The organism is Halomonas sp. 3F2F, assembly GCF_014897805.1.
GTDB lineage: Bacteria > Pseudomonadota > Gammaproteobacteria > Pseudomonadales > Halomonadaceae > Vreelandella.
In genome coordinates, this window is the sequence record NZ_JABUZE010000098.1 from 14,127 (window position 1) to 36,473 (window position 22,347).

Annotated in this window: 19 protein-coding genes, 1 tRNA gene and 1 pseudogene; 4 read left to right on the forward strand and 17 right to left on the reverse strand. The window is 52.9% G+C overall.

Features of this window, described 5'->3' with window-relative positions:
• Positions 1 to 28 precede the first annotated feature (28 nt).
• From INT21_RS11190 to INT21_RS11200, 3 genes are read right to left on the reverse strand one after another with little or no spacing between them, the layout of a single operon-like run.
• Positions 29 to 1,393, reverse strand: coding sequence for a sensor histidine kinase (locus tag INT21_RS11190; protein WP_193061135.1), 1,365 nt, complete (start codon positions 1,391 to 1,393; stop codon positions 29 to 31).
• Positions 1,390 to 2,064: a winged helix-turn-helix domain-containing protein gene (locus INT21_RS11195; RefSeq protein WP_125745068.1), complete on the reverse strand. Its 675-nt coding sequence runs from the start codon at positions 2,062 to 2,064 to the stop codon at positions 1,390 to 1,392. Before INT21_RS11195 ends, INT21_RS11190 begins: the two co-directional genes overlap by 4 nt.
• A gap of 11 nt (positions 2,065 to 2,075) precedes the next feature.
• Positions 2,076 to 2,468 (reverse strand): PepSY domain-containing protein, encoded by a 393-nt coding sequence (locus INT21_RS11200; RefSeq protein WP_408610166.1) that lies wholly within the window; start codon positions 2,466 to 2,468, stop codon positions 2,076 to 2,078.
• 151 nt (positions 2,469 to 2,619) lie between these two features.
• On the opposite strand from INT21_RS11200, the gene INT21_RS11205 reads away from it, so the two are divergent.
• Both INT21_RS11205 and INT21_RS11210 read left to right on the forward strand, forming a co-directional pair.
• The gene (locus INT21_RS11205; protein WP_193061137.1) at positions 2,620 to 3,096 is read left to right on the forward strand and encodes a PepSY domain-containing protein; all 477 of its coding nucleotides are present in this window, start codon (positions 2,620 to 2,622) and stop codon (positions 3,094 to 3,096) included.
• Between the two features lie 200 nt (positions 3,097 to 3,296).
• Positions 3,297 to 4,304 (forward strand): DUF1853 family protein, encoded by a 1,008-nt coding sequence (locus INT21_RS11210; RefSeq protein ID WP_193061138.1) that lies wholly within the window; start codon positions 3,297 to 3,299, stop codon positions 4,302 to 4,304.
• Positions 4,305 to 4,316: 12 nt separating this feature from the next.
• Here the strand turns inward: INT21_RS11210 and proB are convergent, their stop codons facing one another.
• The 4 genes from proB to rplU all read right to left on the reverse strand — a co-directional run bounded on the left by proB (position 4,317) and on the right by rplU (position 7,467).
• Positions 4,317 to 5,477, reverse strand: coding sequence for a glutamate 5-kinase (gene proB, locus INT21_RS11215; protein ID WP_226912931.1), 1,161 nt, complete (start codon positions 5,475 to 5,477; stop codon positions 4,317 to 4,319).
• A gap of 61 nt (positions 5,478 to 5,538) precedes the next feature.
• Positions 5,539 to 6,726: an Obg family GTPase CgtA gene (gene cgtA, locus INT21_RS11220; protein ID WP_193061139.1), complete on the reverse strand. Its 1,188-nt coding sequence runs from the start codon at positions 6,724 to 6,726 to the stop codon at positions 5,539 to 5,541.
• Positions 6,727 to 6,867: 141 nt separating this feature from the next.
• A complete protein-coding gene (gene rpmA / locus INT21_RS11225; protein ID WP_009097313.1) occupies positions 6,868 to 7,125 on the reverse strand; it encodes a 50S ribosomal protein L27 in 258 nt (85 codons plus the stop codon).
• A gap of 30 nt (positions 7,126 to 7,155) precedes the next feature.
• Positions 7,156 to 7,467 (reverse strand): 50S ribosomal protein L21, encoded by a 312-nt coding sequence (gene rplU, locus INT21_RS11230; protein WP_009723801.1) that lies wholly within the window; start codon positions 7,465 to 7,467, stop codon positions 7,156 to 7,158.
• Positions 7,468 to 7,752: 285 nt separating this feature from the next.
• Between rplU and ispB the strand changes: the two genes are divergently transcribed.
• Together ispB and INT21_RS11240 are read left to right on the forward strand one after the other, a co-directional pair.
• On the forward strand, positions 7,753 to 8,757 hold the full coding sequence (gene ispB, locus INT21_RS11235; protein ID WP_193061140.1) for an octaprenyl diphosphate synthase: 1,005 nt from the start codon (positions 7,753 to 7,755) through the stop codon (positions 8,755 to 8,757).
• 102 nt (positions 8,758 to 8,859) lie between these two features.
• Positions 8,860 to 8,936, forward strand: a tRNA-Pro gene (locus tag INT21_RS11240).
• Between the two features lie 85 nt (positions 8,937 to 9,021).
• On the opposite strand, the gene INT21_RS11245 is transcribed toward INT21_RS11240, so the two are convergent.
• The 10 genes and pseudogenes from INT21_RS11245 to INT21_RS20770 form a co-directional block, all read right to left on the reverse strand.
• Positions 9,022 to 9,282 carry a hypothetical protein gene (locus INT21_RS11245; protein WP_193085207.1) on the reverse strand — a complete coding sequence of 87 codons (261 nt, stop codon included), beginning with the start codon at positions 9,280 to 9,282 and terminating at the stop codon, positions 9,022 to 9,024.
• Positions 9,283 to 9,338: 56 nt separating this feature from the next.
• Complete coding sequence (locus INT21_RS11250; RefSeq protein ID WP_193061142.1) at positions 9,339 to 12,554, reverse strand: type I restriction endonuclease subunit R; 3,216 nt, start codon at positions 12,552 to 12,554, stop codon at positions 9,339 to 9,341.
• 15 nt (positions 12,555 to 12,569) lie between these two features.
• On the reverse strand, positions 12,570 to 13,730 hold the full coding sequence (locus tag INT21_RS11255; RefSeq protein WP_193061143.1) for an HNH endonuclease: 1,161 nt from the start codon (positions 13,728 to 13,730) through the stop codon (positions 12,570 to 12,572).
• A gap of 18 nt (positions 13,731 to 13,748) precedes the next feature.
• Positions 13,749 to 14,684 (reverse strand): GIY-YIG nuclease family protein, encoded by a 936-nt coding sequence (locus INT21_RS11260; protein WP_193061144.1) that lies wholly within the window; start codon positions 14,682 to 14,684, stop codon positions 13,749 to 13,751.
• 131 nt (positions 14,685 to 14,815) lie between these two features.
• On the reverse strand, positions 14,816 to 16,039 hold the full coding sequence (locus INT21_RS11265; protein ID WP_226930630.1) for an ATP-binding protein: 1,224 nt from the start codon (positions 16,037 to 16,039) through the stop codon (positions 14,816 to 14,818).
• Positions 15,972 to 16,292 (reverse strand): AlbA family DNA-binding domain-containing protein, encoded by a 321-nt coding sequence (locus INT21_RS20380; protein WP_226912640.1) that lies wholly within the window; start codon positions 16,290 to 16,292, stop codon positions 15,972 to 15,974. The genes INT21_RS11265 and INT21_RS20380 overlap by 68 nt, the downstream gene beginning before the upstream one ends.
• Positions 16,289 to 17,632 (reverse strand): restriction endonuclease subunit S, encoded by a 1,344-nt coding sequence (locus INT21_RS11270; protein WP_193085208.1) that lies wholly within the window; start codon positions 17,630 to 17,632, stop codon positions 16,289 to 16,291. The genes INT21_RS20380 and INT21_RS11270 overlap by 4 nt, the downstream gene beginning before the upstream one ends.
• Positions 17,629 to 18,573, reverse strand: coding sequence for an Abi family protein (locus INT21_RS11275; protein ID WP_226930631.1), 945 nt, complete (start codon positions 18,571 to 18,573; stop codon positions 17,629 to 17,631). The genes INT21_RS11270 and INT21_RS11275 overlap by 4 nt, the downstream gene beginning before the upstream one ends.
• A 171-nt stretch (positions 18,574 to 18,744) precedes the next feature.
• Positions 18,745 to 19,857 carry an RNA-guided endonuclease InsQ/TnpB family protein gene (locus INT21_RS11280; protein ID WP_074211468.1) on the reverse strand — a complete coding sequence of 371 codons (1,113 nt, stop codon included), beginning with the start codon at positions 19,855 to 19,857 and terminating at the stop codon, positions 18,745 to 18,747.
• A gap of 441 nt (positions 19,858 to 20,298) precedes the next feature.
• A pseudogene (locus INT21_RS20770) lies at positions 20,299 to 22,289 on the reverse strand (type I restriction-modification system subunit M).
• Positions 22,290 to 22,347: the final 58 nt, after the last annotated feature.

Consider the following 22,347-nt stretch of genomic DNA (forward strand, 5'->3'; position numbering starts at 1 on the left):
TGTCTCTTGGTTAGGTCATGCATAGTAACTACCGAGCAACCACAGGTAACTCAATAACCACCTCTAATCCACCCGCCTGGGCACGTTGCAGATGCATTTGCCCTTGATACAGCGCGACAAGATCCGTCACGATGGCCAGCCCAAGTCCACTACCAGAACGTTGCTCATCGAGACGTTTGCCGCGCTGCACGGCGGCTTGGCACTCCTGTGCGGACATACCTGGGCCATCATCGCTCACTCGCAGCGACAGCCGTTGGCCATCGGTTTGCAAACGAATGCTCACCTCGCTTGCCGCCCAGCGAAGTGCGTTGTCCAACAGGTTACCGACGATTTCCTGAAGATCCTGCCCATCCATATGGACGCGCGCGCTGCTGCCTATGTGTTGCTGCAGGCGAATATGACGGCGCTGCGCCAGACGTGTAAGCCCAGTAATCAGCGCCGCCAACGTATCCTGTACGGCAATTGGGGCGAAACGCGCCCCCTCGCCAGCAGCCGATGCCCGCGCTAAGTGGTGACGCACCGCATTGTCGATGCGCGAAAGCTCAACCTCCCAAAGAGCGCGGCTTTCGCTGGGCAATTGTTTAACCAGTAATCGCATAACGCTTAGTGGGGTTTTTAGCGCATGGGCAAGGTTACCTGCGGTGTGGCGGCTTCGCTCAATTAAACGCTGGTCGCGAATAAGTACGGCATTCATTGACTCCGCTAGTATAGCCAGCTCACCGGGCAGGTGGGTGTCGAGCTGTTCAGCCTGCCCTTGCTCAACGTCCCGGAGATTGGCATTCATGCGTCGCAAGGGTGCCAACCCCCAGCGCACCTGCAGCGCCAGGACACCTAATAGCAGCGCTCCCAGGCCCACCAGCCCCAGCCATAAAGCCTGTTGAAACTGTTGAATATCTTCTCGCAACGCATCATCGCGGGCGGCAACACTAACATGCAGCGGGGTTTCCAACGGGGCAAGGTAAATATCTCGTTCGACAACTCGCAACTGCTGACCTCGCGGGCCGCCCAGTGTGCGAGCCGCTAGGTTTTTATTATCGATAACCGGAAGACGCTGATCCCACAGTGAGCGCGACGTTGCCGAAAGGTGGTCACGATCGGTAATTTGCCAATACCAGCCGGAATAAACCTGTTCAAAACGCGGGTCACCCAGCGATCGATCGTAACTGATCTGCTGGGCGACCGGATCAAAGGTCACCCCCGCAATGATCACGTTCAGCGTTGTCTCCAAGCGTTCATCAAAAGCATGAATTGCTGAGGTACGATAATGGTGATTAAGCAGCCAACCCGCCACTGGCAACGCTAGCAACACCATTAACAGTGCCGCTAGTAGAAGACGCAACGTAATCGAACGGGTCGACCAACGCTGAGCCCAACGGGTAATAGCTGGCTTCATGCGTCGGAAGGCTCTTCAGCGAGTAAGCGATATCCCTGACCACGTAGCGTGGCAATCCGCCATGCGCCTAATTTACGCCGCAACCGGCTCACTTGAACATCAATTACGTTGGAATCGGGTTCATGATCACGGTCATAGACATGCTCTGACAGCTCGCTGCGGCTAACCACCCGAGGGGCAGCATGCATTAAGTAACTGAGCAGGCGTGTTTCCTGAGCGGTTATGCTAACCGGCCTGCCCGCCAGCGTGACATGCTGGGTATGGGTATCCAAGCGTAATTCACCCACTTTTAAAACGGGATGAGCATGACCATGACTACGACGCACCAGAGCACGCAGCCGAAACATAACCTCGGCAGGTTCAAAGGGTTTTGTTACATAGTCATCGGCCCCTGCGGTAAAGCCCGCCGCTTTATCAGCCCAGCGCTCGCGAGCCGTTAGGATCAGCACTGGCAGATCAATACCGTCTTCACGCCATGCAGAGAGCCAGCGTGTACCTTCACCATCGGGTAGTCCCACATCAAGGATGACCGTGTCATAGGCTTCCGTGCGCACTAGAAAATCGGCTTCCTGGCCATTTTCCGCATGCTCTACCAGCCAATCTCCCTCCCGCAGCGCTTGAATAAGCTCACGGGCGAGCGCCTGGTCGTCCTCTACCAGTAAACACTTCATGAATAGCTACCTTATTGGCGGCGCATCTCGTTAATACGCACACCTTCTATTTTCATTAACTGTCCACTATGGCCATCAAACTCAAACTCAACCACTTGATTCTGAGCGCCCAGTAGTTTGATCTCATACTCTACATGACCATCCTCACGCTCGATCTCTACTTCTATTACCTCGCCGATATAATTAGCCTCCAGCCAGTCCAAAATGGACTCTAAGGGCACGACATCGCCTCGCTGCACTTCACTGTGCAACGCTTCCCAGGGCTGATCACCAATGGCACTACCAGCCAGTGCACTAGCAAACACCGCGACAACGACGTTAACAGACATCGCTTTGCGCAAGCGCATGCGTGTCAGGCGCTGCCAATAGCGTGAAATGGTTAGCGTGAGGGGCATCTTGTTCATCGTACTAGCATGCCAAAAGCAACATGAACGTTAGATGAATGGCTTTGTCAGCTTACGGAAAGAACCGCGCTGTTATAACTGTTTTGCCTTATGACGAATGCTGTCTCATTCAACAGATGACGTCATTTAACAAACCAAGAAGGAATTTGATATGAACGCTATGAAAAAAATGTTGCTGATCCCGACCTCTGCACTGCTGTTAACTGCGGCTGCAGGTAGCGTGCAAGCTGATACATTGCCGGTTGATCAGATTGACAGTGTGCTAACCCATGCCACTGATTATGGGTTCACCCATTATGAAGAGATCAGCATTAAGAGCCGTGGCCGTGCCGAGGTTGAAGGCTGGCTTGATGACGAATGGTACGCTGACATTGAGTTTTCAATCGATAGCGGCGAAACACTGCAAGAAGAGCGAGAGCGCCTAATCACCAGTGCCTGGGGCATGAGTGAAGATGATATTCGCCAAGCACTCGAGGTAGCAAGCCAAGAGGGCATGATCGAATTTGAAGATATCGACATTGATAAAGGCGGCATGATTGATGTGGAAGGCCGCGATGAAAATGGTCGTGAAATAGAAGTCAGTCTACGCCAAGACTCCTTCCAAGTGAGCAACGTTGACCGCGACTAACGGGATAGCACAACCCTACATTAACTCACGCAAACTATTATGCGGGCCACTTAGGCCCGCTTTTGCTGGCAGCTCATAATGTTTGATACGCCAAATAAGCGCCGTAAGTTACTTTTTTAATTAGCCAGTGGGACATTGCCAGCAACGCGCTGTAATGTGGTACGCATCATCAATAGTTATTGACTGTGTACTTCTGGGAGATGCCTTTGACGCTACCCGCCACCGCAGAAGGCGTATGCGACCGCCTAGAACATTCGGTATTGCGTGATCTTGCGTGGTTACTCGCCACGCCTGATTTGATTGAGCTAACGGGGCCGACTACCTATCCAGGCAGGCCAACACGCCAGGAGCTTGGCTTAGTAGATTCAATTGATGACTGGTTGGCGAATCTTTCGTCACTAGTGAGTGCGCTAGATGGCCAACTGGCGACGCGCATGGGGCACTACCATGAGCGGCTGTGGCACCTGATGTTAGATAACGCGCCCAACACACGACTGCTCGCCAAGAATCTGCGTATTACCCAGCGGCGCAATACCCTGGGCGAACTAGATATGCTCTATCGAACACGGGACAACCCCAACCCCATCCATTTGGAAGTGGCGATAAAGTTCTATCTTGGCCTACCCGAAGGGCCTGGCGATGCTACCTGCCAAAGCCGCTGGATTGGCCCTGGCGGGCTGGATAGCCTGGCGCTGAAATGTAGCCATCTGCGCCATCATCAGTTGCCAATTTCGCGCACTGCCACCGCGCAAGCGATCATCGCCTACTGGCTAGCGCCCAGAGATATAGGCCCCGTCCCACCACTCCATCATCCACTGACGCAGCGCCTCGCGATGCCTGGCGTACTGTTTTATCCCTGGCACGCAACGTTACCGCCACCCAGCGGTGCAACGGCCGATCATCGCCGTGGTAAGTGGTGTTATCTAAGGGATTGGCCGCAATTCGCAGCCCAGCGAAGCGAGGCACTGAAAATGGCATGGCTAGAGAAGCCTCACTGGCTAGCACCGCCGCCATTGGCTAGGTTCTACTCTGCCAAGAAACATATGGCAGACGTGACGCCACTCATCCATCGCTACGGGCCGCAGCAAGTAGTGCTATACGACCCGCAGGCAAAAGCATTAACTGGGGAAAAGCCGCTTGAGCGGCTAGTCATCGTGCCTGATGACTGGCCACGCCAAGTACCACTACCGCCCCGTACTCGCGATTAAACAACCAGCTCGTTAAACAACCACCAAGTTATCGCGATGGATCAGCTCGTGAGCCTCCACGTAACCCAGAATTGCTTCAATCTGGTGGCTCGGTTGGCCCGCTAACTGACGGGCTTCATCCGCACCGTAGTTAACCAATCCTTTGGCCACGCGTGCGCCCTGCTCATCCACGCACAGCACCATATCACCGCGCTTAAAGCTGCCCTGCACTTCACGTACGCCCACCGCCAACAGGCTAGAGCCTTTGCCACGCAGTACATTGACAGCCCCAGCATCCAGTACCAAGGTGCCACGCACCTGCAACTGACCTGCCAGCCAGCGCTTGCGAGCAGCGATGGGCGCTTGAGCTGGGCGCAACAGAGTGCCCAGCGCCTCGCCTGACATGATGCGGGAAATAACGTCCGGCTGGCGGCCGCTGGCAATCACCGTGACCGCGCCGGAACGGGCAGCCAATTGTGCAGCACGAATTTTGGTGCTCATGCCGCCGCGTCCCAAGGCGCCTCCACTACCAGCAACAGCGGCTAAGCGCGGGTCGTCGGCACGGCCTTCAGCAATCATTTTGGCATTGGGGTCGTGGCGAGGGTCGGCGTCAAACAGCCCCTCCTGATCGGTGAGCAGCAGCAGCGCATCGGCTTCTAACAGGTTGGCTACCAGCGCGCCAAGCGTATCGTTATCGCCAAAGCGAATCTCGTCGGTGACGACGGTATCGTTTTCGTTGATCACCGGCACCACACGCATCTCAACCAAGGTACGCAGCGCTGACAATGCGTTGAGATAGCGCTTGCGGTTGGAAAGGTCATCGTGGGTGAGCAGAATCTGGGCCGTTAACATACCGTGGCGAGCAAAATGCTGCTCGTAGCACTGGGTGAGACCGTTTTGGCCTACCGCCGCAGCTGCCTGAAGCTCATGAACGGCACTGGGACGAGCCTGCCACCCCAGACGAACCATGCCCGCCGCTACGGCACCCGAGGACACCAGCACAACTTCTTTGCCCTGCTGATGTAGCGTGGCAATCTGGTCGACCCAGCCACCAATGGCCGGCTCATCCAAGCCTCGGCCATCGTTGGTGAGCAGCGCGCTACCAATTTTAACCACCACCCGGCGGGCGCTGCTTAACGCCTCGCGGCCGGGCAACTGCTCATTGCTTTCCACGTCGCGACTCTCCCAAGCCATTCCGCTCACGCGTTTGATTCCGTTGACCCTGCTGACGTCACCCATTCGACCGACGGATCGGTTACGGGGCGTACTCTACCTCGACATCGTAATCATCATCGTCAAAGTCGTCGTCATCTTCGTCGTCGCGTTTACGGCGACGGCCAAGACGCGCTTCCGTACGGGCCACTGATTCTTCTTCCATGCGGCGGCGCATTTCCTGCTCGCGGGCATGGGCTTCTTCATCTTCATTTTCCAGGCGCTGCTGCTCTGTCAGCCAGCGATACGCTGCCTGCACCAGCTTGTCAGTGCCGTCGCTGCTGATGGCCGAGATGCGGAATACCGGGCCATCCCAGTTCAGCGCTTGGATAATCGCCTCGGCGCGGGCTTCGCGCTCATCTTCCGGCAGCAGATCAAACTTATTCAGCACTAACCAACGCGGCCGCTCAGAAAGCGCCGGCGAGAACTGGCCTAGCTCATGAATAATCGCCTGCGCCGCTTCCACGGGATCAGACTCGTCAAACGGCGCCACATCCACCACGTGGAACAGCAGACGTGTACGGGTCAGGTGCTTCAAGAAACGTAACCCCAAGCCCGCGCCATCAGAGGCACCCTCGATCAGCCCCGGCACATCGGCCATCACAAAGTGCTCGTGCATCCCCAGCTTCACAACACCCAGGTTAGGCACCAGGGTAGTGAACGGGTAGTTCGCCACTTTGGGTTTGGCCGCGGATACCGAACGGATCAGCGTGGACTTTCCCGCATTCGGCATGCCCAGCAGGCCGACGTCAGCCATTACCTTCATTTCCAGGCGCAGGTTGCGGCGATCGCCTTCAGTGCCCGGCGTGGTGCGGCGAGGCGCACGGTTGGTCGAAGATTTAAAGTGAATATTGCCCAACCCACGGCGACCACCTTCGGCCACCAGTACCACCTGACCGATATCGGTGACATCGGCGATAACTTCAAGGGTATCCTCATCGATCACCGTGGTGCCCACCGGCACTTTCACATGCAGGTCTTCACCGGCTTTACCGCTCATCTGGCGACCCATGCCGCCCTGGCCGTTTTCAGCTTTGTAAAAACGCTGAAACTTGAAATCAATCAAGGTATTCAGTGAATCGTCACCAATCAGGTAGACGCTGCCACCATGGCCACCATCGCCACCATCAGGGCCACCTTTGGGCACATATTTTTCGCGGCGAAAGCTCAGACAGCCATTGCCGCCTTTACCTGCCTCAACAATAATCGAGGCTTCATCGACGAACTGCATTGGATTCTCCCGGCCGCTTCCGCCGCCCTAACTGCAATATCCCGCCCATTAATAACAGGCAAAAGGGATCGAAAAGACAAAAAAGCCCCGCCATGGCGGGGCTTTTATTTCGTCATCTTCGCTCTGCGCAACAGCTGTTGCTTAGGCAGAAACGATGCTAACGAATTTACGGTTGTTCGGACCTTTGGTCTCGAACTTCACGAAGCCGTCGTTCAAAGCGAACAGCGTGTGATCACGGCCCAGGCCAACGCCAGTGCCTGCGTGGAAACGAGTGCCACGCTGACGAACGATGATGCTACCCGCGCTGGCTGCTTGGCCACCGAAGAGTTTCACACCTAAGCGTTTGGACTCGGAATCGCGACCGTTACGCGTGGAGCCGGCTGCCTTTTTATGTGCCATTGCAAAATCCTCCTTAAGGGAATCGACTGCTTACGCAGAAATTCCGGTAATTTTGACTTCAGTGAACCACTGACGGTGGCCCTGACGCTTCATGCTGTGCTTCCGGCGACGGAACTTGATGATCGTTACTTTATCGCCACGGCCGTGGGAAACGATTTCAGCGGACACTTTGGCACCGCTTACTAAAGGCGCGCCAACGTTGACGTCATCGCCGTCTGCAACCAACAGCACTTCATCAAACTCAATCGTTTCGCCGGTAGCGACTTCGATTTTTTCGAGCTTGAGGGTTTGACCTTCTTGAACGCGGTACTGTTTGCCACCGCTTTTAATAACTGCGTACATGTCGCTCTCCGGACTTGTCGTTAATGCCGATTACGCCCCGCGTAACCAACGCTCATCGCCTTCCGCTCTTATCGACCTGCTGCGAGTGGCGCCCCTTTTGGCAGCCATCTGACAGGGAGCATGATGAGTGGGTCGCGAATTATAGCGACTATCGCGGTTTACCACAAGACTACGGGGCATTGTCAATCACACATCGCACTACAAACGTCTATCGCTACCTTGACGCCTCACAGACAGCCCCATAGCATGGCCCCAACTATCCTACCCCCGCGATGAACGGAACCCATGACAGCCAACGTCTCTCAAACCCCGCCTGCCAGCCCAACGCCTTCACCGCTGCACGCCGTGGTGGCCGATGACTTTGACGCCGTAAACCGGACCATTGTCGCGCAATTGAATTCCAAAGTGCCGCTGGTAGAAACCATCGGCCAATATATTATTGAAAGCGGCGGCAAGCGTCTGCGTCCTTTACTCGTGCTGCTAGCTGCCCGGTCACTGGGCTATGAGGGCGACAAACACATCACTCTGGCCACGCTAATCGAATTCATGCACACCTCCACGCTGCTGCACGATGATGTGGTCGATGAATCGCACATGCGGCGTGGCAAAAAAACCGCCAACGATGCCTGGGGCAACGCACCATCCGTACTGGTGGGTGACTTCCTCTATTCGCGCTCGTTTCAAATGATGGTGGACGTAGGATCGATGCGCATTATGGCGATTCTGTCCGGCGCGACCTGCGTCATTGCCGAAGGCGAAGTGCTGCAGCTCACCAATATCGGTAACCCCAGCATTTCTGAAGCGGATTACTTTGAAACCATTCAAGGCAAAACAGCGATGCTGTTTGAAGCCGCCTCCCACAGCGGTGCCGTACTTGCCGACGCCACCGCTGAGCAAGAGCGCGCACTACAGTATTACGGCCGTTATTTAGGTCTCGCCTTCCAGCTCATCGACGACCTGCTGGATTACCAAGGCGATGCCGAGGCCATGGGCAAAAATGTCGGCGACGACCTAGCAGAAGGCAAACCTACCCTACCGCTCATTCATGCTATGGAGCGCGGCACGCCTGAACAAGCCAAGCTAATCCGCCAAGTGATTCGCAAGGGCGGGCTGGAACAGCTCGACGAGGTGCTGGAGATCATCAATGTCACTGGCGCGCTGGAATATACCCGCGCACGGGCCGTTGAGATGGCCGATAAAGCCCTAGCCGAACTCGATGCTCTGCCACCGAGCCCCTATCGAGACAGCATGGCTAGCATCGCTCGGTTAGCGGTTGATCGCAAAGCATAAAGTCAGCGCAACAAAGCAACCCAGCGCGAAAAAAGGGACTTGAAAAAAACCCTTCGCCTGCGTATGATTCGCTCCGTTGTTGAGCACTGCTGCGACAACATTCGGAATATAGCTCAGCTTGGTAGAGCGCTGCCTTCGGGAGGCAGAGGTCGTAGGTTCGAATCCTGCTATTCCGACCAAGAATTCCAGAAAAAACGGCCACTTAGCTAATACAGCAAGTGGCCGTTTTTTGTTGGGCATTGTTGGGTAATCGTTGAGCGCTCGCTAACCTGATGTTGAAAGCCAGTAGTTTGTCGTTACCAGCGCAATGAAAAGAATGTAACCCGCTACGATACCCACCATGGCACGGCCACTGCGGCGCCCAATGACCGCCCCACAGAGCCCTAACACCAGCCCCATGAACATAAAGCCTAACCCTGCTGTCACCCCTGTTGGCGTAAATCCTGGCGTTAACAACAGCGCATACAGGAACGCACCCAGCCCATAGATACCCAGCAATGACGCCCACTCTTGGCGGTTAAACATAAACTCTCCGTAAAAAAAAGGCTGCACATACTACTGGTGAATATGCTGGAACACGTCTACGTTTCGGGCCCAGTGTACTTAACATTTTGCCCAGCTCTTCCCGCCAACAGCGTCAAAATAAGCAACGCAAATTGCCGCCCCGTTTCTTCGTTCTCCAGCAGCGGCATACTCAGTTTTTCATGATCATTCATTGCATCTAATACAGCGTCGGTGACGCGCTTGGGAAATAGCCCGTGCATCACCTGGGTTTCATCATGGTGGTTGATCTGGGCCATCACCTCATCATCACGCTCAATGCGGTCAGCAATGCCGTTGGCAAAGTGCAGCTTATCCCCATCGCTAATATCTGCGCCGTAGAGGTCATTCAGGCGCTCGATAATCTCATTAAGGCGTTGAGTTTCGGGGTCATGGGGTTTGCCGGAGCCAACATCTGAAATCGGTTTCAAGCCGTAGTCGCCGCTCTCCTCTTCAAGCGAGAGGCGCTGTTCAGCGCGTTTGGTCAGCCGATAGCTGTCCAGCTCAAGTTCGCTGACATCAATAGGGTCGCCAATTAATAATCGATCGATACGTAGCAAGGGATGCAGGTGCTTGGCATACACGCACAGCTGTTCTAATTCAGCATCATCGAAGTGGATGATCTGACTGAGAAATTCATAGGTGCGTACAAAGCTCTGTAAGTTTTTACGGAACAGATCAAGCTCATCGCGGGTCTTGCCTGCGTCTTCTAACTCCTGCTCCGCACGCATGCGCCCTTTTTCGTCACCCTGCTGTTCCGCCTGCTGGCGAGCGTCTTTCCACGTTTGTTGCTGCTCTACGGTGACTTCATAACGCTTTTTGAAACGATCTTGAGCAGGCTGGCAGTGATAACTTAATCGTGAGGGGGGTGCTTTAGGGTCAAAGAAAGCAGTAGCAAACGCTTCCACCTCGGGCCAGTGATAAATGCCGTTAGCATCCAGCGTGCGTTTAAGGTCATACACCACCTGCGGGTCGGAAACGTCAGCCAAGGTTGCTTTGCGATAATACGGCGCAAACGCTTCTAAAATTTCTTGTGGTTCATTAAAGAAATCGAGGATAAACGTCTGTTTGCCAGGAAACAGACGGTTCAATCGCGAGAGCGTCTGCACGCAGTCTACGCCCTGCAGCTTCTTGTCCACATACATGGCGCATAGCTTGGGCTGGTCAAAGCCAGTCTGATACTTGTTAGCGGCGATCATCACGTTGAAGTCGTCGCTGTCCAGCGCCTTGGCCAGATCACGTCCACGAACGCCAGGGTTCAGCAGTTGGCTGGCTTCAGTTACTTCCTCAGGAATGACTTCATCGGCCGGTATGCTGCCGGAAAACGCCACCAAGGGATGCACGTCGCTATAGCCTTGAGCTTCCACATACTGGCGCATCGCCAGCTGATAGCGCACCGCCTCTTGGCGGCTGGCGGTGACTACCATCGCTTTGGCTTGGCCGTCCAGCAGGTGGCGTACATTAGCGCGAAAGTGCTCAACAATGACCTCTACGCGCTGCGCAATATTGTAAGGATGTAAGCGAACCCACTTGGCTAATGCGCGGGAGGCCTTTTTGGCGTCTACTTCCTGCTCTTCATCTTCTAAATGGGCCAGTTTCCAGGCGGTACTGTAGGTGACGTAATTACGCAGCACATCCAGAATGAAACCTTCCTCGATAGCCTGACGCATCGAGTAGAGATGAAATGGCTCGGGCTTGTTGTCTGCACTTGGTGGCAAGCTTGGGTCTGGTACACGGCCAAACAGTTCTAGTGTTTTGGCCTTGGGTGTGGCGGTAAAGGCATAGTAGCTGATGCGCTCATTAGGTCGACGAGTAGACACGGCTGCATCCAGCATTGCTTCTGCACTGATTTCTTCGTCTTCATCAGCGCTCTCGCCAGCGGCGGCTAATAGCGCCTTAAGCTTGCGCGCAGAATCGCCCGCCTGTGAAGAGTGTGCTTCGTCGGCAATCACTGCATAGCGGCCTTCGGCAAGCGTGGGCCGCTTATCCAGCGCATCGAACAGCGCCGGAAAGGTCTGGATAGTGACGATGATGATGCGGGTATTGCTCGCCAGCGCTTCGGCCAGCTGTTCAGATTTGCTCTGATTGCCGACATCGCGGGTGATCGGGCAGACCACCCCATGGGCGTGTTCAAACTGGTAAATGGTGTTTTGCAGTTGGCTATCCAGCACGGTGCGGTCAGTCACCACAATCACTGAGTTGAAGCGCTTCTGCTGGCCGCTTTCGTCATAGAGGTTAGCCAACTGATGGGCGAGCCAGGCAATGGAGTTAGATTTACCTGAGCCCGCGCTATGTTGAACCAAGTAACGTTGGCCGCCATCATCGGCTTGAGTGGTCTCAATCAGCTGATTAACCACTTCCCATTGGTGGTAGCGCGGAAAAATCAGCGTTTCTTTCGTGTTGCGTCGACCGTGAAAGTCTTCGGTTGTTTTCTGCTCCAAATGCAAAAAGCGCCCGAGTATTTTTAACCAAGCATCCGGGGCAAAGACGCGCTCCCAAAGGTAGCTAGTCGCGTAGCTATTTTCATCTTCCGGCGCAGGGTTACCTGCACCGCCGCCTTCCGTGCCTTGGTGAAACGGCAGAAAGAAGGTGTCTTTGCCCGCAATTTTCGTAGTCATCGCCACTTCCGCTTGGCTGACAGCAAAGTGCACTAGCGCGCCGCGCTTAAACGCCAGCAGCGGCTCAACCTTGCGCGTAATAGGATCTTTTAATGGACGGTCGTTGCGGTATTGGCGCTTGGCGTTTTCTACCGACTGTTTGAACTCGCTTTTTAGCTCCAGCGTACCAGTAGGTATGCCGTTAACAAATAGCACCAGATCCAGGCGCGGGTTATAACTTTCGCCGCCCTTGCCCTTCTCTCGGGCATGGGGCGAATAGGCCACTTCCGGCACCACACGCAGGCGGTTGGCACGGTAGCGGGAAAGCGCGTCAGGGTTCATGGCGTGGTCAGGCTTGAAGCTGCACAGATCAAACGTCACCCCCGGCACTTTAAAACCATGGCGCAGCACCTCTAGCGTGCCCGCTCGCTCCAGCTCGCGTACCACTTTCTGTACAAACAGCGTTTCAGACGATTGCGGGTTAGCCTTGCAGAACTTCTCCCAACGCTCGGGCCAGGCCTCCTGCACATACCCCAGCAGGTCTTCGGTATAAAGTGCTGTGGTGCGGTCATAGCCACTGGCCGTGCCCACTTTCCAACCACCCGTGGCCATGGCGTCGATGATATCCTGCTGGAACTGCGCTTCCCTGCTGTCGGCCATGTTACCCCCAGGCTGTTATATTTCGCGTTTACAAAAAGTTCGATAATGCTGACTCAGAAAGTAGTCTGATGCCAACACCTTACCTCTTATTATCTGCTTTCCTTCTAACTGGCCATACTCAGGATCATTTTTAATTTTTGAACTCGTTTCTACTCGTTGTTTTTCAGGGTTAATAGAGATTAAAAAATTATCAAAAAGCCTGTGTATATCTACACGTAAACACAAACCATTATCTAACCTGTTCGAATTTTGACCCGTATAAGGGCTTATATGGGCCGCCTCTAAAACGTCGGTTATGCGACTACCTGAAATACAACAACTACCATAATAATTTTTAAGCACTCGCTTTCGAAAATCTTGCTGTCCTTCCCTAACAACAGTAACGCTTGTTCGACGCTTTTTTTCATCAAACGTAATAGAATCTATCAGCTTTTTATCAGTCTCGCTTTTAATGAAGCTGAGAGAGGCTCCCTCATAAGGAAGGTAATCTTTTAGTTTTTCTATTTCATCATGCTCAATCAACGCTTGCCATGCGCTGGAGTTCACCAACCCTGCTTTTTTCCTTAATAAAGCCAGAGCTTGACACGCTGCCTCAATGCTAGCGAAGCTGTCGGGCCTATTCTCCCAAGATAATTTAACATCGTCATCACTCAATTCTAAAACATGAGCTATATTTAAAGCGTTTTTTTCAATTCCATTAACATAGCTTTCTTCAGAGTCGTCAGACAAAAACGGAACTTCCAATGCACTAATTTCAACCCTATTTATATAGCCTTGCCATCCTTGATAGCTTTCTACCACCTCATCTGCAACCTCAATAATGGCAAGCGCCTCCGCTGCAACTTCTTTAGAGCCACATAACTGCTCCCGGTGTTTCCAAACTTCAAAAACTTGCTCAACCGACATATCGTCTAAATCAGCTGGCTCAAAAACCCAAAGATAATGGGTCTCATCATACATAGATGGCTCTGAGCAATCTTTAGTACCAGCATCTACAGTTGCACTATCACCATTATCATTTAAGGCACTATATAGGTTTCCAGCTATCTGTCTGGCCAATCGTTCATCTTGCGCCTTGGCACCTATTTTATTCTGATGACCCTCAATTCTTCGCCTGATTGCACCCAGGCGTCCAGACTCTTCTTTTCTTTTTTGCTTCTTATTTTTTTTCGACACGAAAACACCTGAATTTTTCTATTCTGAAACATTCTCTACCACAGCGCTTACTTGTTGATCCTGCCATTCACCGTATGTCTTGCGGCTGTTTTTTTCTATCCATACCGTGCGGCCATTAGCAGGACGCCCAGATACTACGGCAGCCGCAGCGCTGGGGCTTGAGAAAGCATGATCACGTGAAAAGCTGACTATTCCCGACTCATCACACGCCAATACGCCCTCTTCCGTCAACTGTTCGTACAGTGGCCGATAGCTGGCATAGTCTGTATTACTCGCCCAGCGTTCGCGTGCTTTACTACCGGACAGCACAATGAACTCGCCGTCTATCTCCTGCGCCCAGGCAGTGATTTTGTATTTAGGTATTTTCAATTCAAACGTGGTTAAGGGGACAGTTTGAACAGGCTCTACTCTATTTTGTGTGAGCGGATGCTGACGCTGACGCAAAAAATCCAGCCCAAGCACTGGCATTACGGTGCGGATCTGCTCGACAAAAAACGCCATATCGGCACGGTCGGATTCTGGCAGGTTGATGTATTCGTGCGCGGTGCCGTTGACCAGCTTGCAGCGCCCAAGCTCGCCTGCTGACTGGATTAGTAGACTTTCCAAATATTTCACATGAGCTTTAGTGAGGTTCTGATCCTTGCTGGTCACCAGACAGACCTTTTCCCAGAAGTCCTTGCCGCCTTTATCTTCTGGTCGGTTGTGCTGTTTTAGGCGGGTACCCACATCATCACTTTCGCCGATATACACCTGCGGACGCGGGCTGCCTTCCAAGTCAGGGCCCACCAGAAAATAGATGCCAGTGCGGCCGCACTCGGGTCGCTGCACCAGCTCTGTCAGCTTTGTGCGCGGGCCAGTCAGCACATGGCCTGTCCAGTTCATGATTTCGGCGGTAAGCAAGCCGTTGGGCGTGCCGTCTACCAGAAACAACCGGATGCTGCGTCCCTGTGTCATCAATCAAATACCCATCAAATAGAAAAATATGCCAAAAAAACAATTTAAGTATATGATTTTAAAAATAAAATAAAAAACACAAACTATGCAAATAACTGCCCTATCAAATACTCATCAAATAAAGCACCAGATCATGCCCAATGGGGTAGATAGCGGGCATTTTTCTTACTTTGCTCAGGGTCGTAGGGCTTGATGACTCTCTCTTCCAACGCATCACGTATGATGCGTGAGGCCGTCGCACTATTTTTGGCTTCTATTCCAAAACGCTCACGCAAGGATGTATTAGTCACCTGTTCGCGCATGACGTATTTGAGGCAAGCATGCAAGTAACACGCATGAACCCTTTCCTGCTTATCCATGCTATTCAGGTCACGATGGGAGAACAGCACCACCCGAAGAGAGCCCTCAGGGCGCTCCCAACGAGGCGGGGGAAGTTGATAAAACTCTGTATCAAAGACCACTTTATCGACGCCACTTCCGCGTTCCTCACAGATACCCACCCTGCGCATGAACGATGCTAACGCTTCATTACGTGAACGTGGCGGACTATCTAAAAAACGGTCAATTTCAACCAATGGCTCGCCAGGGTTAGTAATTTCGATGCGGTCATCAAAAATCTCGACCATCGGGCCAGCACCCGTTACTGAAAAATCCTGATGAATAAGGGCATTGGCAATTAATTCACGAACGGCTAAGTCTGGATACATAGGCACTTCTTGACGCAAAGCTTTGCCAATTACTTCATTTCTTGGCAATAGCGCCGACAAGTAATCAATCAGCCCTTCGAACCCTGAAGCATACCCTTTACGGCCTTCCTGCTCGCGGATCGTGTGCAACCGACCTTTGCCTTTGTACACGACTAGCCGAACCGCTTTACGCGCTAACCCCTTGAAGCTTTGTAGCTCTCTGGCAAACAAAATCGCACCAAGGTTAGTGACTTCCCAGCGTTTGGCATCGTCGCAGCGCAACATACCGTCCTCTTCAAGCCTACTCAGAATGCCCGCTTGGTCTGTTGGCAACGGTAACCCCAATAGCTCAAAATAAGCTGTGTAATCCAGCAGCGCTAATGCTTCTGTCATCGATAAGTCGCTGGCAGCGGGAAGCTCTTCAAACGGTGTTTTATCAAAGATGCGCCACAGCCCACGCTCGACCTCAGGATAATCCTTCAGCGGCTTTTTATTGGAACCGATACGCACAAGCTCTTTGCCCGAAAAGCTCGTTGGCTTTGAGTGCGCTCGCGGAATTTCGAGAATGACAACGGGTAGCTCTTCGCCCTCTACAGGCACGTTAACCTGATAGAACTTGAAGTGGTCTAGGGCTGAGCATTCTGACGAGCCAACTTTCCAGCTCTTCATTGCCTTTTTTGGCCTGCCAGGGGGTAAACGTGGTGCCAACAACCTCATGAGACGCATCATCTACGCCCCACACCATATAGGCCGCACTTTTGCCCTCCAATGCCGCCGCATTTGAAAGCGCCGCTATATATTCGCCAATCTCATGTGGATCAGCATTGTTGCGCTTAAACTCCAACCAGGAGGTTTCACTTGGTAGCTTGCGAAGCTCTGCAAGCAAACCGCTTAAATAGGCGGAGTTACGCTCAAGGCTCATACGGCGACTACCTCATGCCCTTTCTGTGCGTCGTCATTAGCCGCTTGAAGTTTTTCTGGCGGCTGCCAGCCGCGTACATCGATCTTGCCGGTGACGGCGGCAGAGATCAGGGCAGAGCGACGTTCTTGAGACAAAGCGATAAGATGCTCGCACTCACCAGCCATATCATCGAATTTTGTAATTCTTTGCGATGCATCTTTTAGAATTTCTTTTTGCTCTTCTAAACTAGGAAGAGGGAAAGGAAGGTTATTCATTTCTCCAAGAGATAGCGCTGGCTGAGCTGTCATATTAACAATATCTTCTATCGCCCCCCTCTCTCGAAGATATCGAAGTACAAGTACAGCAAAAATTGGATCGCACAGCTTTAAATCTACAGTCAACTTAAGCGAATTTCCTGACACAACGGCTGGTTTGTCAAGCTCAGGGAGTATTGAGCACATCCCATATCGGGCCCCAATTTTGGATATAACTATATCCCCACCTTTCACCTGACTTCTTGAAATTGTAGAAAAATGCTCATGTGTAATTTGCTTTAGTGATTCATTGTTAAGAACACCTTTAGTGGCGAAACCACTTTCTATGACGTAGGCATCACCGTCATCTATGAAATGATCACTCTTCAAATTAGAACCAAATGGTCCATCAACAAAAGCGTGCTGGATGGAGGCTTTGATATGCTTAACCCTAACCACACCCCAATGCGCCGGCACCTCCCCCAGCCACTCCACCCCGGAGTCTTTCATCGGAACATCGGGGTCGAGCCCTTTGGTGACGGCATGGGAAATCACCGCCTGGCGCTTCTCCTTGAGCAACTCTATCAGGCGCTGCTGCTCTTCCACCAAAGCATCGATACGGGCGGTTTCGTGGTCGAGGAAGGTGGCTATGTGAGCTTGCTCAGGAAGTTCAGGGGTAGCTAGGTAAATATTGACCAAATCCTCTTGAGCCATACTTGGAAGAGCAGTATTGGTTGAATACTGATCAAACTGAAAACAAGTCGTATAATAATAAAGGAATCGACCATCTACCCTCTGGCTAAGCTCTGTATAAAACATTGTATCAACAGTCCAAAAAGGACCATTAATATACAGGGGCTTATCAATTGTCCCTTTCCTGCCTAATAGAACAGATTCACCATCAAATAAAAAATTATTAGCCCGCGCAAACTCACCACCCGAACCAATTACTGGGTACCCACCACTTTCAACTTCCACTATTTTGTAATCACGCCCATTACGAATACGCGCTAAGTGTTTAAGTTTTGGCACGCTCCAATGCACCGGCACTTCCCCCAACCACTCAACGCCGGAATCCTTGTATTCGGGATAGGCGGGGTAAGTCATAAATGGCTCCCTGGCTGCATTTCTTGCAAGGCACCTACCCAGAATGGTTGGGCCTGCCAATTGGGTAAAAAACCCATCTGCTGGGTATCAACATCATGGCTAGCAAGTAATTTACCTAAACGCTGCCTCCAGGTATGTCCTGGGCTGATCTTATCCAGTAAATAAGCCAACATAGTGAGCGTGTTATAGATATTACGCGGACTTGCAGGGTTCACCACCGCAGCAACTTCAGCAGGTTTACGGTTTGGCACTTTCATGGTCACAGTAAGACGGCGATTCCACACGCGGCTATGATGAGCACATAGATTGCGTACGTAGGTAATATGCTGAAGGGTTGAACGCATAACGCTCTGATCCAAGCCATAGATTGATGCTATCTGGCTCACATCACCTGGCGGCAGCTGGTTGACCCAACGTGACAGCAGCCCAAGCGACATGACCTCACACACTGCCCATACGGGGGGCGTTTCAGGCTCGCAGCAGGTCTGCTGATAATGTTCGATAAATACTTCATCAGAGCGTGATATTTCTTTTTTTAAACTGGCGAGATTTTTAACGTGCCAGCTAGAACGCTTTGCAAGCCCTGGATCAAGATAGGCATGAGAACCGTATCGGTGAGCCATGTAGTAGGCCCAGGCCGTTCGAAAGGAAACTTCTATCCGCTCAATCGCATCAAGCAGTAACAGCCGGAATTCGCGATCAAAGACATAGAGGTTCACCACGTCCTCAAAATCAGTTCCCTTATGAAACTGGCGGGGTGATGACTGCTCCTGAAACGGTAGCCAATAAGCAGTTAGCCGATAATAGTTGAGATGGCTTAGGTAATGCAGCGCGCTAGCCGGGTTATTCACACCAAGACCGCGCTTGCGCAGAATGGAAAGCTGCTCTTCATAGGTACTGGCGGGTTTGCTGAACTTCATTTCAAACCCCACAATTGACATCCTCCCCTCCCTCAGCTTGCGCTGCCGCCTTGCGGCGGAAAGGAAGGGGATTCCCAGGTCGTTACCTTCCTGGTTCCTGCTTCGATGTTCGTTGCCTTCAATGCCTTGGCACTGCTGGTCTTACACAAACTCCACAGGCGTACATTCCCGAGTGCCCCTCGGTATGATCTTTCAACCATCTGCACCGGCTAATAGCGCGGTGCCTGCTTGCAGAATGTTGCGGGCCGCATTCACGTCGCGGTCGATGCCCTGAGTACCGCAATCTGGGCAGTCCCAGGTGCGAACATTCAGCGGTAGTGATTCCAGCACAAAGCCGCAGCTATGGCAGCGTTTTGAGCTTGGGTACCAGCGATCAATCTGGACAAACTGCCTTCCCGCCCAGGCCGCCTTGTAGTCAAGCTGGCGAACCAACTCCCCCCAGCCAACATCACTGATGGCGTTAGAGAGATGGCGGTTTTTGACCATGTTCTTCACCTGCAAACTCTCCGCTGCAATCACTTGGTTCTCGTTAACGATCTGGCGGGTGAGTTTATGCAGGTGGTCACGGCGCGTGTCAGCGATCTTGGCGTGACAGCGAGCGACCTTTAACCGTGCCTTGGCTCGGTTGTTCGAGCCTTTTTGCTTACGGCTGAGGCGCCGCTGCGCCTTCGCTAGCTTTCGGGCATAGCGGGCAGTGTGGCGGGGATTATTCACCCGATGGCCGTCACTGGTCACGAACAGGTCTTTGATCCCCAGGTCGATACCGACCATCTTGAACGTAATTGGCAGCGCCTCAGTGTCTACCTTGCACAGACAGCTAATGAAGTAACGGCCTGCTGCATCCTTGGATACCGTCACTGTGCTCGGTGCCGCAGGCAGGTCGCGGCTCCAGCGGATGTTTAGCGGTTCACGGCACTTGGCGAGCGTGATCTGCCCGTCACGGTACGAAAATGCCGAACTGGCAAAGGTGGCTGACTGCCGGTGCTTCTTCGATTTAAAGCTGGGGTACCGCGCCCGCTTGGCAAAGAAATGCTTGAACGCACTTTGTTGATGGCGCAAGCATTGTTGCAGTGGCACCGAACTAACCTCGGCTAGAAAGGCGGTGTCCGGCTGCTTCTTTAACTGTGTTAGGAACGCGCTGGCATCGTTATAGCCGATCTTTTCCTGACGCTGATAAAACGCGTCGGTGCGATAGCGCAGCACCGCGTTCCAGACAAACCGCACGCACCCAAACGTCCGCGCCAGCAAGGCTGCTTGCTCAGGCGTGGGATAGAAGCGGTATTGGTAGGCGCGTTCGGCTTTCATGCTTTACACTTTAGACGAAATATTGTAAGGATGCAAAACACAAGGCGTCCTGGCGGACGCCGCGCTATCCATCCTCGCACTAAAAGTACGAGGTTTTCCGCGCTAACTGATAAGTAACCCGCCGGTTTGAGGGTACTCTTGCGAGCATAGCCTTGGCGGGTTTTCTTGACGTAAATGTTAGACAATTTTGTTCAGCAAGGCAAGTGCTCACCAGCGCCACTCTAAGGTGATTATTTTTGAAATCAAAAAAACCCGCCAAAGCATGCTGCCGTGAGAAGCATGACGGGTGTGTCATCAGGGGGGATGTAAAACATTTGCTGAAAAAGTAACCCGCCGGTTTGAGGATGCTGCAAATAGCAGAGCCTTGGCGGGTGTTGTTGCCGGTAAGAGTAGGCAATGATGCCCACAAGATCAACCGCGCATTCAGGGGCTTTTTCATTATCATGCCGACAGCCCCTCGATCATCTGCTTGATCTTATCGGTGCAGGCTTTGAGGTCGGCGTCGATCTCTTCCAGCGGGCGCGGGGGCGTGAACTGGTAGAAATGGCGGTTGAAAGGAATCTCGAAACCGACAATACCGATGCGGCCATCCAGCTCATCATGCTTGTTGTCGTCGATCCAGGCATCCGGTACGTGGGGTTTTACCTCACGTTCGAAGTAATCAAACACCGATTCACCCAGCGGCACGTTCTCGTTATCGCGCAGGCTGGTGTCTGGCTCGGGATTGCCGTGCTTATCCAGGCAGATATCTGCTTCCGGGTCGCGCTCGGAAAGCGCGTTGAAAATGGCCTTCTGTACGGGTGCGCCAACTTTTAAGCTTTCAGCCTTGAGCGCCGCATTCAGCGCCTTGGTAAACGCTTTCCGGTTGGTGTAGCGCTGCTCACCTAATTGCTCGCAGGCAGCTTTAAGGGCAGTTTGTTCTCCCTCATCTAGCCTCTGAATGGCTTTTTCGTCGTCCAGCTTGGCTAGACGTTCGTCGCTGGCTACAAAGTTGAGGCGCAGTGGCCGTTCGACGGTAATCCGCCGATAGCCAAACGTTTCTATGGGGAAAATCTTGCTCTCGCTGTTCTCTTCAAAGGCACCGTAAAGCCGCACGATATCGTCAATATCACGGTCGGTAATGTATTGGCGCTTGCTGCCCAGCGACTTGCGCATCTTGCTGGCCCGGCCAGTAGCGTTAATCAGCTGTACTTTGCCTTTGCGTTCGACGGACTTGTTGTTGGAAAGCACCCATATATAGGTGGCAATGCCAGTGTTATAGAACATATCGGTGGGCAGGCCGAGATGGCATCGACCAGATCATGCTGCAGCAGGTAGCGGCGAATTTCAGATTCCCCACTGCCCGCGCCACCGGTAAACAGCGGCGAGCCGTTAAGGATGATGCCGATGCGCGAGCCACCGTCTTGGCGGTTGCGCATCTTGGCCACAAGGTGCATCAAAAACAGCAGCGAGCCATCCGACACACGCGGTAGACCAGGGCCAAAGCGGCCATCGTAGCCACGCTGCTTGTGCTCATCGGTGACTTGCGTCTGTACCTTCTTCCATTCCACGCCAAACGGTGGGTTAGAGAGCATGTAGTCAAAGCGCTCGCCCGCCAGTTGGTCGTCAGAGAGCGTGTTGCCCAGCTTGATTTGCTCGACTTCCTGCCCCTTAACCAGCATATCGCCTTTGCAGATGGCGTAAGACTCAGGGTTGAGCTCCTGGCCGTGCAGCGAAACAGTCACGTTCTGGCTGACCTGCTGAATGTAGTCGTCGCTTTCAGAAAGAAAGCCACCGGTACCCGCGGTTGGGTCATAGACGGTAACGATGCTATTGGGCCTAAGCTTGGCTTCTTGCCCGGTCAACACCAGTGAGGTGGTCAGATGGACGATATCTCGGGGTGTGAAGTGCTCCCCTGCGGTTTCATTGGAGCTTTCGGCAAACTTGCGAATAAGCTCTTCAAAGATACCGCCCATACCGTGGTTGGTCACCCGTGCAGGGCTTAGGTCAATCGCCGCAAATTGCCGCACAACTTTATAGAGTAGGTCATTGGCGCTGAGCTGCTGAACAAAGCTCTCGAACTCGAAGTGCTCGAAGATCTCCCGGGCGCTCTGGCTAAACGATTGCACATAGCTCATTAGGTCGTCGCTGGTTTGGGTATCGGAAAGGCTACTCAGGCTCAGCGGTGAGGCGTTGAAAAACGGCTGATTGGCGGCGCGCAGCAACAGCTTTTCACGTACGGCTTCAGGCTTATTTTGATGATCCTCGGCAGCTTCTAGCACCCTGGCCTTGGTAGGCTCAAGAACACTCTCCAAGCGACGCAGCAGCGTGAACGGCAGAATGATACGGCCATACTGGGACTGCTTGAAATCACCGCGCAAAAGATCAGCGACCGACCATATAAAAGCGGCAAGCTGAGAATGACTCTCCGTGTTCACGGTGGATCTCCACATCTAGGTAGGTGCAATTCGTAAGTAATGCGGCACATCATACACAGCTCAGCGATATTGA